The organism is Pseudomonas sp. LBUM1648 (genome assembly GCF_059716145.1).
In genome coordinates this window covers 643853-658216 of record NZ_CP166808.1, presented here as the reverse complement: position 1 = coordinate 658216, position 14364 = coordinate 643853, and the positions used below count along the sequence as shown (strand labels likewise).

Sequence of the window (14364 nt, the reverse complement as noted above, 5' to 3'; positions counted from 1 at the left end):
TTACCTTATCGCCATGTTTTGGCCGATTTGGCCTCTTCGCCAGCAGGCTCGCTCCCACATTCGAACGCGATCTTATGTGGAAGCGAGCTTGCTCGCGAATGGGCTCACTGGGGTCTTAAGCCTTGTTACGCTCGATAGCAAAACCCGCCCAGGTCTGGCTCACCGGCATCAACTCAAGGCTGTTGATGTTGATGTGCGCTGGCGTATTCATCACCCAGAAAATCGTCTCGGCGATGTCCTGCGGCTGGATCGGCTCGGCACCGGCGTAGGTGGCGTTGTAGCGTTCCTGGTCGCCAGCGAAACGTACCAGCGAGAACTCGCTCTCGCACAGACCCGGCTCAATGTTGCTGACCCGCACACCAGTGCCCTGCAAGTCGCAGCGCAGGTTCAGCGAGAACTGTTTAACGAATGCCTTGGTCGCGCCGTACACGTGGCTGCCCGGGTACGGGTAGTTACCGGCAATGGAGCCGAGGTTGATGATGCCGGCGCCACGGCCATGGGCGATCAGGCGCGGCAACAGCAAACGGGTCGCGTACATCAGGCCTTTGACGTTGGTGTCGACCATGGTGTCCCAGTCATCCAGATCGCATTTCGGCGCAGGGTCCACACCCAGTGCCAGCCCGGCGTTGTTGATCAGGCCACGCAACTTGGCGAACGACGGCGGCAGGTTGGCAATCGCCTCCTCCATCGCCTTGCGATCACGCACATCGAGCACCAGGCCATGCACTTCGGTCTGCTTCGACAGTTCGGCGCACAGGGCATTGAGACGTTCTTCACGACGGCCGGTCAGCACCAGTTTCCAGCCAGCCTCGGCAAAACGACGGGCACAGGCTTCACCAAAACCGGACGTCGCGCCGGTGATAAACAGGGTGTTGGACATCGTGTTCTCCTCGCTTCGGCTGCCGGAGCAGCCCTTGAATAGAAAATCAGCACGCAGCATGCCCGGCCCCGCATTTACGGGCAACTCCTCTAAGCTGTACAAAAAACAACCAACACGAGCAACGCCTTAACCAACGTGGCTTGTAGCCATGTGCACGCACGTTATCCACAACCCCTTCCACAGTTTCCGGGGGCAAGTGGAAACGCGCAAAGCCGCGCCACACAAGGCTTTGCGAGGGAAATAGAAAGTTTTTTGCTTGACCCTGAACTGGCAGATGTGCGGGACATGGCATTTTGCACGACCGAGCAGTTACCGGGGTGATTGCGCGGGGCCAGTAATTACGGCCCTTAGCGCGGTCTTTCCAGAGTTTAATCACAGACTTATCCACAGGACTGCGCATAGGGAAATGTCTGTTCCGGGGTGACCACAAAAAGGTTGACAAAGGCGCCTTACGCTATCGCCAAAACGCCTGATCAAAAAACAACCACAAGCCTGCAAGCCACGGCCTGCAAGGCTTTCAGCCAGCTACTCCCACGTTATTCACAGCCAGCTCCACAGCAAACGGGGACAAGTCAAAACTGTGGAAAAACAGCCATTTGCAGCGTCTATATGTCGCGCTTTGGCAGGTTGGGGAATTTGTTTTCCACAATTTCACAATCGACTTGATATGGAAGATGGATTCACGGTAGGAGCTGCCGAAGGCTGCGATCTTTTGATCTTGTTTTCCAAATTCAAAAGATCGCAGCCTTCGGCAGCTCCTATAGGGTTTTGCGGTGTTTTGGAGATATAAAAAAGCCCCGGGACTCGCGTCGCCGGGGCTGTGTGTATCTGGGGATAACTCAGTGCCCGCCCAGATAGGCGTTACGCACCTCTTCATTCACCAACAACTCTTTCCCGGTGCCGGTCAAACGAATCTCGCCGTTGACCATCACATACGCCCGATCCGACAGCTTCAGCGCATGGTTGGCGTTCTGCTCGACGAGGAAAATCGTCATGCCGGTTTTCGCCAGTTCACGCAGGGTGGCGAAAATCTGCTTCACCACGATCGGCGCCAAACCCAGGCTCGGTTCATCGAGCAGCAACAGCTTCGGCCGGCTCATCAACGCCCGGGCGATGGCGAGCATTTGCTGCTCGCCGCCGGACATGGTCATCGCCCGCTGGTTACGCCGCTCCTCCAGCCGCGGGAACAGCGCGAACATCCGCTGCATATCCTCTTTGGCGTACTTGTCGCCAATCGGAATGGTGCCCATCAGCAGGTTTTCCTCGACGGTCATGTCGGGGAACACCCGCCGGCCTTCCGGCGACTGGGCGATGCCGTTGGACGCGATGTAGTGCGATGACTTGTGGGTAATGTCGACGCCTTGATAAAGGATCTGCCCACTCGCCGCCCGTGGCTGGCCGAAGATCGACATCAGCAACGTCGACTTGCCGGCACCGTTGGAGCCGATCAGGCTGACGGTTTCGCCTTCGTTGATCTGCAGTGAAACGCCTTTGAGGGCCTGGATCGGGCCGTAGAACACGTCCAGGTTTTTGAGTTCGAGGATCGGTTGGCTCATACCAGCTCCTCTTCGTCAGCGCCCAGGTAGGCGGCGATCACTTTCGGATCGTTACGGATGGCTTCAGGGCCCCCTTCGGCGATAACGATGCCGTGGTCCAGCACCACGATGTGGTCGGAAATGCTCATTACCATGCCCATGTCGTGTTCGATCAGCACCACGGTCAGATCATGCTCATCGCGCAGCAGCCGGATCATCGCGCTCAGCGCTTCGGTTTCCTGAGGGTTAAGGCCGGCGGCCGGTTCGTCGAGGCAGATGATCTGCGGCCGCGTGCACATGGCCCGGGCAATCTCCAAACGGCGTTGCTGGCCGTAGGAGAGTTCACCGGCCAGACGGTTGGCGCAGTCCACCAGATCGACCACTTCCAGCCAGTAGAACGCGCAGTCCAGCGCGTCGCTTTCGGCCTTGCGATAGCCCTTGGTGTTGAGGATGCCGGCGAGCATGTTGCGGTTGACCCACATGTGCTGGGCCACCAGCAGGTTTTCCAGCACGGACATTTCCTTGAACAGGCGAATGTTCTGGAAAGTCCGGGCCAGGCCTGCACGGTTCACCAAGTGAGTCCCGCCGAACATCTTGTAGTACAGGCGACTGAGGAAGCTTTTCGGCGAAACGAAATCGGTCGGTTTGAACGACTCGCCCAGCAACTGGATGACGTTGGTCTGCTGGCCGCGCACGTTGAGTTCGATCTTGCCGCCGGAGGCCTTGTAGAAGCCGGTCAGGCAGTTGAACACCGTGGTCTTGCCGGCACCGTTGGGGCCGATCAGGGCGAAGATCGAGTTGCGTTTGACCTTCAGGCTGACATCGCTCAACGCCTTGATGCCACCGAAATGCATCATCAGTTTTTCAACAGAGAGTACGACTTCACTCATGGCGCAGTCCTCTCATAGTGAATGGCACCTTTGCGTGGTTTGACCCCGGTACGGCTGATGCGAATCAGCCCGCGTGGTCGCCAGATCATCATCAACACCATCAGGATGCCGAACAGCAGCACGCGATATTCAGCGAAGCCACGCAGCAGTTCCGGTGCGACGGTCAATACGAACGCTGCGATCACCACACCGATGGTCGAGCCCATGCCGCCGAGCACGACGATGGCGAGGATCAGCGCCGATTCGAAGAAGGTGAACGAGGTCGGGTTGACGAAGCCTTGATAAGTGGCGAAGAACACCCCGGCCAGACCGGCAGTCGAGGCACCGATGGTGAACGCCGAGAGTTTGACCAGTACGTGGTTCAGGCCCATCGAACGGCAAGCGATCTCGTCTTCACGCAACGCTTCCCAGGCACGGCCCACGGGCATCTTCACCAGACGATGCTTGATGTACAGCACGGCCAATACCACGAGGAACAACACTGCGTAGATGAAGTAGTACTTCACGTCCGGGTTGTAGGCGATGCCGAAGAACTCGTGAAACGGCACCCCGCCATCCTTCGCTCGTTTGCCGAACTCCAGACCGAAGAACGTCGGCAGCGGCGCCGGCATGCCGTTCGGGCCGCCGGTCAGGGACAGCCAGTTGTTGAGGACCAGGCGAATGATTTCACCAAAGCCCAGGGTCACGATCGCCAGGTAGTCGCCGTGCAGGCGCAGCACCGGAAAACCGAGGATGCAGCCGGCAAGACCAGCGGTGATCGCCGCCAACGGCAGCACCGTCCAGAAGCCCAGGCCGAGGTACTGATAACCGAGCGCCAGACCATAAGCACCGATGGCGTAGAACGCCACGTAGCCTAGGTCAAGCAGACCGGCCAGACCGACCACGATGTTCAGCCCCAGGCCCAGCAGCACGTAGATCAAGCCGAGAATGACCACGCCCAGCAGGTAGGAATTGGAGACAAACGGCACCGCCACAGCAATCACAATCAACAGCGGGATGATCCAGCGCAGACTGGATTTGTGATCGCTCGGCAGCACATGCACACCGGAACCGGTGCTCTCGAATCCGTCGAGAATTTTCAGGCCCTTGGGCGTTTGCAGAAACAGGCTGAGGGCAAAGCGACCGATCATGACAATGCCGATAATCCACGCCACGCGGGTCGGCTCAAGATTGAAGCTGTAGCCTTCGAGCACGACGCCGACAATCGGGCCGAACACGATCAAGGCAATAAGGCCGGCAAGAATCGCCTCAACCAGACTTTTTTTGATATCGATGGGTTTTTGGGTGGTTGAAGACATCGCTTACACCTTCGACACAAGAGGACGGCCCAACAGGCCCTGCGGCCGGAAGACCAGAACAAGTACGAGCAGCGAGAAGCTGAACACGTCTTTGTAGTCGGAGTTGACCAGACCGGAGAACAGCGACTCGGAGATCCCGAGGATGATCCCGCCGAGCATCGCGCCGGGCAATGAACCGATCCCGCCAAGCACCGCTGCGGTGAACGCCTTGATGCCGATGATGAACCCGGCATAGAAGTCGAACGTGCCGTAGTTCATGGTGATCAGCACACCGGCCAGCGCCGCCATGGCCGCACCGATGATGAACACGTAGGAAATCACCCGGTCGGTGTTGATCCCCAGTATCGAAGCCATCTTGCGGTCTTGCTGAGTGGCGCGGCACATGCGGCCAAGCTTGGTGTACTTGATCACGTAGGTCAGCAGGCCCATGCCCACAAACGCCGCGATCAGAATGAACACCTTGGTGTAGGTCAGTTGCACGAAGCCAGTGCCGATCTCGACACGCCAGGCACCGGTGAGTAACGTCGGAACCCCTTGTTGCTTCGCGCCTTGGGCAATCTGTGCATAGTTTTGCAGGATCAGCGAGATACCGATGGCGCTGATCAGCGGTGCGAGTCGGGTGGAGTTACGCAGGGGTTTGTAGGCAACACGCTCGATGACCCAGCCATACACCGCCGTGACGACGATGGTGAAGATCAGCGTGCCAAGCATCAGCAGCGGGAAGGATTCGATACCGAAGTACGCCAGCAGAGCCAGACTGATTGCCGCCAGGTAAGCGGAAATCATGTAAACCTCGCCGTGGGCGAAGTTGATCATGCCGATGATGCCGTAGACCATTGTGTAGCCGATGGCGATCAGGCCATAGACCGACCCGAGGGTCAGGCCGTTGACCAGTTGCTGCAGGAAAATACCATCCATAACGCAATCTCACGCAGTGAGAACCTGCACACCCTGAGGTGTGCGGTTCTTCTAAGGAAAATACAGATTTACGTCGGAGTAATGTCAGAGCGCGATCCGCCCGTCCCACACCGTTCCTGTGGGAGCGAGCCTGCTCGCGAATGCGGTCGATCATTCAACACATGTGTTGGCAGTCATTCCGTCTTCGCGAGCAGGCTCGCTCCCACATTGGATTGGTGGGGATCTGCTGATCGCGTCAGCCCTTACTTCTGTTTTTCCAGCTGGTGATATTTGCCGTCCTTGTCCCACTGGTAAACCACGTAGTCGGAGACTTTCAGGTCGCCCTTGGAGTCCCAGGTTTTCTCGCCCATAACGGTCTTGACCGGGTTTTTCTTCAGCCAGGCAGCCGCTTCTTCGCCCTTGTTGGACTTGGCGCCATTGAAGGCGGCGGCCAGGGTCTGTACCGAGGCGTAGGCGTACAGGGTGTAGCCTTCAGGTTCGGTGCCGGCCTTGCGGAAGGCGTCTACCACGGTCTTGCTGTCTGGCAGCAGGCGTGGGTCGGCGCCGAAGGTCATCAGCACGCCATCAACGAATTGCGGGCCACCGGCGGTGGTCACCAGTTCGTCGGTAACGATGCCGTCGTCGGACATGAACTTGACGTCCTTCAGGCCTTGCTCACGCAGTTGGCGAACCAGCGGACCGGCTTCCGGGTGCAGACCGCCGAAGTACACGACATCGGCGCCGGCACCACGGATTTTGGTAACGATGGTGCTGAAGTCTTTTTCGCCACGGGTCAGGCCTTCGTACAGCACCGGAGTCACGCCGCGCTTGACCAGTTGGGCCTTGGTGGCATCAGCCAGACCCTGGCCGTAGGTGTCCTTGTCGTGCAGTACGACAACCTTTTTACCCTTGAGCACGTCAACGATGTAGTCGCCGGCGACGATGCCTTGCTGGTCGTCACGGCCGCACATGCGGAACATGGCGCTCAGCCCGCGCTCGGTCACTTGCGGGTTGGTGGAGCCCGGAGTGATGGCGATGATGCCGGCTTCGTCGTAGATTTCCGACGCAGGAATGGTCGAAGAGGAGCAGAAGTGACCGACCACGCCAGCGACTTTCTGGTTGGTGAGGTCCTTGGCGACCGTCACGGCCTGCTTCGGTTCGCAGGCGTCATCGCCCTTGACCAGTACGATTTTTTCCCCGTTGACGCCGCCAGCCGCGTTGACCGCATCGGCCGCCGCCTGTGCACCCTTCATGTACTGCTCGCCAAATGCCGCGTTGGCGCCCGTCATTGGACCCGCTACACCGATTTTCACATCAGCTTGAGCAAACGCAGAAACACCCAACGCAGTAGCCACTGCGAGGGCCAGAAAGCCTTTCTTGTAAAACGTCTGGGACATGAGGTGGTGCTCCAAGGTTTTTTTTTAGTTGGCACTGCGACTTCACTTCACTGAATGCTCAGAGCAAGGGCCGTGCCATCGGTTTTTTATTCTTCAAAAAGTCGCTGCTTTCTTGTTATTTCGACTGTTTCGTTCCCATTTTCATTGGGCGTGCAACCGTCTAAACCGCGGAAGGTGAAACCATTTATTTTTTCAGGCGCAACCCGCACGCGCCATCATTGCAACCGCGGCGCCAAACGACGTGCAACCAGCCTGTAACAGCCCGCGTCACCGAACTGCACACTGCTGGTGCGGGACTGCTACAACCCGCACCATTACAGGCTAGTCGTTACGTCGAAAAGCGCCGCTTCCAGCAACATATTTCAACACTCAAATGACGATGCGCAGGCACTGGCCTGCGTGATACAGCGAGAAACCAGCCTCATAAAGGCAACTGCGCAAACCTACGCCCGCCAGGGGCTGCATCGGTGCAAAAGGAATCGGCAGGGCTTGAGGGTTTCCGTTGCACAGGTAATCAGCGAAAGCCTTGCCGACTACGGTGCCGGTGGTCACGCCACGGCCGTTATAGCCGGTAACTGCCACCAGTCCCGGTGCCGGTTCGAACAGCCGCATCAAGTGATCGGGCGTGAAAGCGATGCGCCCGGTCCAGGTGCATTCCCACTCGACGGGTTTCAGATTGGGGAAGTAATGCTGCTGCACCCTGTCGGCCCAGGCCTTGAGAAACCAGGTCGGCTTCTGATTGCCGTTGCCGAGGCTGCCGAGCAATAGCCGCCCTTCCTTGTCGCGGCGGATGCTGCTCAATACCTGACGGGTGTCCCATGAGCCCTGCCCGCCCGGGAGGATTTCCTGGGCGGCATCTTCAGTCAGCGGCACCGAAGCGACCTGGTAGTAGTAACCGGGGAAAAAGTTGCGTTTGAGTTCGGTCCAGTCACCTTCGGTGTAGGCGTTGGAGGCGATGACAACCTGCTCGGCCAACACTGAACCCTGCTCGGTCTGCACCGACCATTTTTGACCCACGCGTTCGAGACGGGTGACCGGGGAATGATCAAACATCTGCCCGCCCAGACCGATCACCGCATTGGCGAGCCCGGTGACATAAGCCATCGGATTGAGCGTACCGGCGCGTCGATCGAGCAATGCAGCAGCAATCTTTTGCGTACCGGTGGCCTGCTCGCATGCCTTGCCGGTCAGCAATTCGACCGGTGCACCACGGCGTTTCCATTGCTGCTCACGACTGCGCAGATCCGCCCCGCCCTTGGCGTTGTGTGCCATGTGCAGCGTGCCTTCGCGGCGTAACTGGCAATCGATGCCGTACTTGTCCACAAGGCTGAACACCAGCGCCGGCGCCGCACCGAGCATGCGGTTGAGCTGGCTGCCAACGGCTTCGCCGAACCCCGCTTCGATCTCGTCCGGAGGGATCCACATGCCGGCGTTGACCAGCCCGACGTTGCGCCCGGAACCGCCGTGGCCGGCGCGATGGGCTTCCAGCACGCAGATGCTTTTGCCTTTTTCCAACAGATGCAGCGCCGCCGACAAGCCGGTAAACCCGGCGCCAATCACGCACACATCGACTTTGACTTCACCCTTGAGCGCCGTGTTATCGGGCCTTTGCGGCGTGAGTTTTTCCCACAGACATTCTTCGCGTAACGGCATTGCCAGACTCCAACAGAAACCTGCCAAACACATTGTTCACATTGTGGGAGCGAGCCTGCTCGCGAAAGCGGCATATCAGACAACATTGATGTCGACTAACTCACCGCCTTCGCGAGCAGGCTCGCTCCCACAGGGTATGGGGGGTCGCCCCGACATCAGTCGAAGGTAATGCCCTGCGCCAGCGGCAATTCCAGCGAATAGTTCACGGTATTGGTCTGTCGACGCATGTACGCGCGCCATGCATCCGAGCCCGACTCACGACCGCCGCCGGTCTCTTTCTCACCGCCAAACGCACCACCGATTTCCGCACCGCTCGGGCCGATGTTGACGTTGGCGATGCCGCAGTCACTGCCGACCGCCGACATGAACTGCTCGGCCTCGCGCACGTCAGTGGTGAAGATGCACGACGACAGACCTTGCGGCACTGCGTTGTTCAGGCGCAGCGCCTCTTGGAAGTCGCTGTAGCCGACCACATACAGAATCGGTGCGAAGGTTTCGCTGCAAACCACGTCGCTCTGCTCTGGCATTTCAACAATCGCCGGCGAGACGTAGTAAGCGTTGGGGAATTGATCTTGCAATTGACGCTTGCCGCCAAACACCCGGCCGCCCTCGCTCAGCGCCTGTTCCAGGGCATCTTGCATGTTTTCGAAGCTGTGTTTGTCGATCAGCGGGCCGACCAGATTGCCTTCCAGCGGATGGCCGATGCGCACTTTCGCGTACGCGGCTTTGAGGCGGGTGACGATTTCTTCTTTCACCGATTCATGGGCGATCAGGCGACGCAACGTGGTGCAACGCTGGCCGGCGGTGCCGACCGCGCTGAACAGGATGGCGCGCACGGCCATGTCCAGATCGGCGCTTGGGCCGAGGATCATCGCGTTGTTGCCGCCCAGTTCAAGGATGCTGCGGGCAAATCGCGCGGCGACTTTCGGCGCCACTTCGCGGCCCATACGGGTGCTGCCAGTGGCGCTGATCAACGCGACACGCGGGTCATCGACCAACGCTTCGCCCGCGTCACGGCCACCGATAATCACTTGGCAGAGACTGGCCGGGGCATCCGTGAAATTCTTCACCACGCGGTCAAACAGCGCCTGACAGGCCAGCGCCGTCAGCGGGGTTTTCTCCGACGGTTTCCACACCACCGGGTTGCCGCAGACCAGCGCCAGCGTGGTGTTCCACGCCCACACCGCGACCGGGAAGTTGAACGCACTGATCACGCCGACCACGCCCAGCGGGTGCCAGGTTTCACGCATGTGGTGGCCCGGGCGCTCGGAGGCGATGGTCAAACCGTACAACTGGCGGGACAATCCGACGGCGAAGTCGCAAATGTCGATCATCTCCTGCACTTCACCCAGGCCTTCCTGAGTAATCTTGCCCGCTTCCCAGGAAACCAGTTCGCCGAGATCAGCCTTGTACTCGCGCAGCACTTCACCGAATTGACGCACCAGTTCACCGCGACGCGGTGCCGGAACCTTGCGCCACGCCTCGAACGCATGATCTGCGCGACTGATGTGCTGCTCGACTTCGGCCGGGCCTTCCCAGTTCACGGCGGCGATGCGGCTGCCGTCGATCGGCGAATGCACCGGCACTTTGCCGTTCTGATAAAGGGCCGGGTTCACACCAAGACGATCAAGCAATGCGGCAACCATGGGTCACTCCTCAAGCAAAAAACTGAATGTGTGCGGTCGCCATTTCACGACCGGGCAGGCCTTTAGTTGTAGCGTCAGTACGGCAAGGCAACAAACGACCTTTACGCGAGATATCATTCCGTTTATTCATGCTGCGCATAGAAAGACAAGAAAAGGATCCGCCATGCTGAACAAACGCCACTTGCCATCGATCACCGCGCTGCAGTGCTTCGAGGCCGTGACCCGGCACCTGAGTTTTACCCGGGCCGCCGAGGAACTGAACCTGACCCAGAGTGCGGTCAGCAAACAGGTCGCGCAGCTTGAGGAATTGTTGCAGCACTTGTTGTTCCGTCGGGTACGCCGCCGCTTGCAGATGACCCCGGCCGGGGATTTGTACTTGGTGGAGGTCAGAAAAATCCTTACCCAGGTTGAGATGTCGACGCATTACCTGCGTTCCTACGGCGGTGAGACCGAAGTCCTGCGTGTTTCTACCCCCTCAACTTTCGGCGCCCGCTGGCTGGTGCCTCGCCTGAAAGGCTGGCGCTTGCGCCATCCATCGATCCATCTGGATTTATGCAACGAGCAAGAAGCGGATGATTTGCTGCAGGGTCGCAGTGATTTGGCGTTCTATTACGGTCAGGGTTCGCGCCCCGGTACCGAATGCCTGAAGCTGTTCGGCGAAGAGCTGGTGCCGGTGTGCGCGCCGGGCAGCCTGCCTGAAACGCCGTTCACGGATCCGACGCAACTCACCGATCTGGTGTTGCTGCAGAATGCCTCGCGCCCACAGGCTTGGCACGACTGGTTCGACAGTCAGGGCTACCAGACAGAGCACAGTTATCACGGGCCGCGTTTCGAAACCTTTTACATGTGCATCCGCGCCGCACAAGTCGGCTGCGGCGTGGCGCTGTTGCCGAGGTTTCTGGTGGAAGAGGAATTGGCCGACGGCAAACTGGTCATTCCCTGGCAGCATGCAATGCCCAGCACCGACTCCTATTACCTGGCGTACCCGGAACACTCGGCGGAAGTGCCCAAGGTGCGGGATTTTGTGAAGTGGATGCTCGAACAGATCGACAATCCAGGCTGAAACCTGGCCCCTGTGGCGAGGGGATTTATCCCCGATGGGTCGCGCAGCGGCCCAAAAATCTCAAGAGCGACGACTGCTTCGCAGCCGGTCGGGGATAAATCCCCTCGCCACAATTGACCTCACTCAGAATAGAAATCGCTGGCAATCCCCACTGCTGATATGCGCCACTAGCACCACTGATTGAGACCGCGCAACGGCGCGGCGCACCTGGAGACCCCGTTATGAGCGAGAGTGTGTTTGCCGATCGCATCGTGCAGAACCTGCTCGACACCGACTTTTACAAACTGACGATGATGCAGGCGGTGCTGCACAACTATCCCAACGTCGAAGTCGAATGGGAGTTCCGTTGCCGTAACAGCGAAGACTTGCGCCCGTATCTGGCCGAGATCCGCTATCAGATCGAGCGCCTTGCCGAGTTGAGCCTGAGTGCCGATCAACTGAGTTTTCTCGAGCGCATCAGCTTTCTGAAACCGGACTTCCTGCGTTTCCTCGGCCTGTTCCGTTTCAACCTGCGCTACCTGCACACCGGCATCGAGAACGGCGAACTGTTCATCCGCCTGCGCGGGCCGTGGCTCCATGTGATCCTCTACGAAGTGCCGCTGCTGGCCATCGTCAGCGAAGTTCGCAACCGTTACCGCTACCGCGAAACCGTGCTTGAGCAGGCGCGTGAGCAGCTTTACCGCAAGTTCGACTGGCTGACGGCCAACGCCTCGGCTGATGAGTTATCGCAATTGCAGGTCGCCGATTTCGGCACCCGTCGCAGGTTTTCCTACCGAGTGCAGGAAGAAGTGGTCAACGTGCTCAAGCACGACTTCCCCGGTCGATTCGTCGGCACCAGCAATGTGCACCTGTCGCGCGAACTGGATATGAAACCGCTGGGCACCATGGCCCACGAATGGATCATGGCGCACCAACAACTCGGCCCACGCCTGATCGACAGTCAGATCGCCGCGCTCGACTGCTGGGTGCGCGAATACCGTGGCTTGCTGGGGATCGCCCTCACCGACTGCATCACCACGGATGCCTTCCTCGGCGATTTTGATCTGTTTTTCGCCAAGCTGTTCGATGGCCTGCGCCACGATTCCGGGGATCCTGTGGCCTGGGGCGAAAAATGCATCGCCCACTATCACAAGCTGGGCATCGACCCGATGAGCAAGACCCTGGTGTTCTCCGACAGTCTGACCCTGCCCAAGTCGCTGGAAATATTCCGCGCGCTGCACGGGCGAATCAACGTGAGCTTTGGCATCGGCACCAACCTCACCTGTGACATTCCGGGTGTCGAACCGATGAGCATCGTGCTTAAAATGACCGCCTGCAACGGCCAACCGGTGGCGAAGATCTCCGACGAGCCAGGCAAGACCCACTGCAAAGACCCCAATTTTGTTGCCTATTTGCGACACGTTTTCCAGGTTCCTGCCGATTCCAGTCTATCTAGCAAGGAGTGAATTCATGCAAGCCGTACAGCGTGAGATTGCTGAACAGCTCAAGGTGCAACCGCCGTTCGCTGACTACAAGGCCCTGCAAGCCGAAGTCGCCAGGCGCATTACCTTCATTCAGGACTGCCTGGTCAATTCCGGGCTCAAGACGCTGGTGCTAGGCATCAGCGGCGGCGTCGACTCGCTGACCGCCGGCCTGCTGGCCCAGCGCGCGATGCGTGAACTGCGCGATCAAACGGGCGACCAGAGCTACAAGTTCATCGCCGTGCGCCTGCCGTATGAAACCCAGTTCGACGAACACGACGCCCAGGCCTCGGTGGATTTCATCGCCCCGGACGAACGCCACACCGTCAACATCGGTCCGGCGGTGAAGGCCCTGGCCAGTGAAGTGGCGGCGTTCGAAGGCAAGCACGCGGTGTCAGTTGATTTCGTGCTGGGCAACACCAAGGCGCGGATGCGCATGGTTGCGCAATACACGATTGCTGGCGCGGCGGGCGGTCTGGTGATCGGCACCGACCATGCAGCGGAAGCGGTGATGGGTTTTTTCACCAAGTTCGGCGACGGCGCCTGCGACCTCGCCCCGCTCAGCGGTCTGGTGAAAAATCAGGTGAGGGCGATTGCCCGCAGTTTTGGGGCGCCTGAGTCGTTGGTTGAAAAGATTCCGACTGCGGATCTGGAAGACCTGTCGCCGGGTAAACCGGACGAAGCGTCGCACGGCGTGACCTATACAGAGATCGATGCATTCCTGCACGGTGAGCCACTGCGAGAGGAAGCGTTCAAGATCATTGTTGATACGTACAACAAAACCCATCACAAACGAGTGATGCCGTTTGCACCGTAAGCCATACCGCGCCACCTTCAGAAACGAAAAAAGCGTCCCGAGCAGGACGCTTTTTTTGTGCCTGAATAAATTACTTCAGGGTCACAGTGCCTTTCATCATCGAGATGTGGCCAGGGAACGAGCAGAAGAAGCCGTATTTTTCGCTGGCATTAAGCTTGGACACGTCGAAGGTCACCGAATCGGTTTCCTTGGCGCCGATGATTTTGGTGTGGGCGATGACGCGTGCGTCACCGTCCTTCAGGTAGTTCTTGTCGATGCCGGCAGCCAGGCCATCGGTAGCGATCGGCTGCATGTCAGCTTCTTTACTGATCACCAGGTTATGGCCCATGACATTCTTCGGCAGGCTGCCGGAGTGGGTCAACTCGACGGTGAAGGTCTTGCAGCTCTTGTCGATCACGATTTCCTTGGTGTTGAAGGACATCTGATCGGTGGAGTCAACGGTGGTTTTGCACTCGGCAGCCATCAATTGGCTGCTGGCCAGCGCCAGCAGGGATACCGCAACAACTTTGGAAAACATGGTGAATCTCCAAGGCAGGGTTAACGAAATCACGAATGGTTGGAAGACTGCCTGAAATCTTCGCAAGTTCCTATGACTTGCGTCAAAAATTGTATACAACTTTCAGGCTATGACGCTCATCGACACAATCTAACGGCCAAACCATCTGGCCCGCCCTATGATCGGCCCATCCCTTGAGACGGAGTGCCTGTCATGTTCTTTAACGGTCTGTTGTGCAGTTTGCTCGCCGCCTACGCGTGTGGCGCCAGCGGTACCTTTGAATCACCGGAACCCGAAGTTTAGACCTTGGATCGAGGCCTGCTAGCCATTAC

The 14364-nt window shown here is 58.7% G+C and carries 12 protein-coding genes; 3 read left to right on the top strand and 9 right to left on the bottom strand.

The genetic code is table 11. The annotated features are described in order from the left end of the window. Positions 1–115: 115 nt before the first annotated feature. From ACA043_RS02835 to amaB, 8 genes are all read right to left on the bottom strand, one after another. A complete protein-coding gene (locus tag ACA043_RS02835; RefSeq protein WP_100846416.1) occupies positions 116–880 on the bottom strand; it encodes an SDR family oxidoreductase in 765 nt (254 codons plus the stop codon). 839 nt (positions 881–1719) lie between these two features. Then, positions 1720–2436, bottom strand: a complete 717-nt coding sequence (locus ACA043_RS02830; RefSeq protein ID WP_497658576.1) for an ABC transporter ATP-binding protein — start codon at positions 2434–2436, stop codon at positions 1720–1722. Beyond that, positions 2433–3305 (bottom strand): ABC transporter ATP-binding protein, encoded by an 873-nt coding sequence (locus ACA043_RS02825; RefSeq protein WP_007967487.1) that lies wholly within the window; start codon positions 3303–3305, stop codon positions 2433–2435. Before ACA043_RS02825 ends, ACA043_RS02830 begins: the two co-directional genes overlap by 4 nt. After that, entirely contained in the window at positions 3302–4603 is a 1302-nt protein-coding gene (gene livM / locus ACA043_RS02820) for a high-affinity branched-chain amino acid ABC transporter permease LivM (protein ID WP_187681242.1), read from the bottom strand. The genes ACA043_RS02825 and livM overlap by 4 nt, the downstream gene beginning before the upstream one ends. 3 nt (positions 4604–4606) lie before the next feature. Continuing rightward, entirely contained in the window at positions 4607–5521 is a 915-nt protein-coding gene (locus ACA043_RS02815; protein WP_187681241.1) for an ABC transporter permease subunit, read from the bottom strand. Positions 5522–5763: 242 nt separating this feature from the next. Beyond that, positions 5764–6897 (bottom strand): ABC transporter substrate-binding protein, encoded by a 1134-nt coding sequence (locus ACA043_RS02810; protein WP_007915892.1) that lies wholly within the window; start codon positions 6895–6897, stop codon positions 5764–5766. A 369-nt stretch (positions 6898–7266) separates the two neighbouring features. Then, positions 7267–8550: an L-pipecolate oxidase gene (gene amaA / locus ACA043_RS02805; RefSeq protein WP_497616239.1), complete on the bottom strand. Its 1284-nt coding sequence runs from the start codon at positions 8548–8550 to the stop codon at positions 7267–7269. Between the two features lie 155 nt (positions 8551–8705). Next, the gene (gene amaB / locus ACA043_RS02800; protein ID WP_401265892.1) at positions 8706–10196 is read right to left on the bottom strand and encodes an L-piperidine-6-carboxylate dehydrogenase; all 1491 of its coding nucleotides are present in this window, start codon (positions 10194–10196) and stop codon (positions 8706–8708) included. Between the two features lie 163 nt (positions 10197–10359). Here amaB and ACA043_RS02795 point away from each other — a divergent pair, with 163 nt between their 5' ends. The 3 genes from ACA043_RS02795 to nadE all read left to right on the top strand — a co-directional run bounded on the left by ACA043_RS02795 (position 10360) and on the right by nadE (position 13536). Continuing rightward, positions 10360–11259 carry a LysR family transcriptional regulator gene (locus tag ACA043_RS02795; RefSeq protein WP_401265890.1) on the top strand — a complete coding sequence of 300 codons (900 nt, stop codon included), beginning with the start codon at positions 10360–10362 and terminating at the stop codon, positions 11257–11259. Positions 11260–11480: 221 nt separating this feature from the next. Further along, entirely contained in the window at positions 11481–12704 is a 1224-nt protein-coding gene (gene pncB / locus ACA043_RS02790; RefSeq protein ID WP_123530802.1) for a nicotinate phosphoribosyltransferase, read from the top strand. Between the two features lie 4 nt (positions 12705–12708). Further along, complete coding sequence (gene nadE / locus ACA043_RS02785) at positions 12709–13536, top strand: NAD(+) synthase (RefSeq protein ID WP_401265886.1); 828 nt, start codon at positions 12709–12711, stop codon at positions 13534–13536. Positions 13537–13606: 70 nt separating this feature from the next. On the opposite strand, the gene azu is transcribed toward nadE, so the two are convergent. Beyond that, the gene (gene azu, locus ACA043_RS02780; protein WP_401265884.1) at positions 13607–14053 is read right to left on the bottom strand and encodes an azurin; all 447 of its coding nucleotides are present in this window, start codon (positions 14051–14053) and stop codon (positions 13607–13609) included. Between the last annotated feature and the right edge of the window lie 311 nt (positions 14054–14364).

Coding starts and splice junctions, on each gene's coding strand:
- ACA043_RS02835 (WP_100846416.1), bottom strand. CDS start 880: ATGTCCAACACCCTGTTTATCACCGGCGCGACGTCCGGTTTTGGTGAA.
- ACA043_RS02830 (WP_497658576.1), bottom strand. CDS start 2,436: ATGAGCCAACCGATCCTCGAACTCAAAAACCTGGACGTGTTCTACGGC.
- ACA043_RS02825 (WP_007967487.1), bottom strand. CDS start 3,305: ATGAGTGAAGTCGTACTCTCTGTTGAAAAACTGATGATGCATTTCGGT.
- livM (WP_187681242.1), bottom strand. CDS start 4,603: ATGTCTTCAACCACCCAAAAACCCATCGATATCAAAAAAAGTCTGGTT.
- ACA043_RS02815 (WP_187681241.1), bottom strand. CDS start 5,521: ATGGATGGTATTTTCCTGCAGCAACTGGTCAACGGCCTGACCCTCGGG.
- ACA043_RS02810 (WP_007915892.1), bottom strand. CDS start 6,897: ATGTCCCAGACGTTTTACAAGAAAGGCTTTCTGGCCCTCGCAGTGGCT.
- amaA (WP_497616239.1), bottom strand. CDS start 8,550: ATGCCGTTACGCGAAGAATGTCTGTGGGAAAAACTCACGCCGCAAAGG.
- amaB (WP_401265892.1), bottom strand. CDS start 10,196: ATGGTTGCCGCATTGCTTGATCGTCTTGGTGTGAACCCGGCCCTTTAT.
- ACA043_RS02795 (WP_401265890.1), top strand. CDS start 10,360: ATGCTGAACAAACGCCACTTGCCATCGATCACCGCGCTGCAGTGCTTC.
- pncB (WP_123530802.1), top strand. CDS start 11,481: ATGAGCGAGAGTGTGTTTGCCGATCGCATCGTGCAGAACCTGCTCGAC.
- nadE (WP_401265886.1), top strand. CDS start 12,709: ATGCAAGCCGTACAGCGTGAGATTGCTGAACAGCTCAAGGTGCAACCG.
- azu (WP_401265884.1), bottom strand. CDS start 14,053: ATGTTTTCCAAAGTTGTTGCGGTATCCCTGCTGGCGCTGGCCAGCAGC.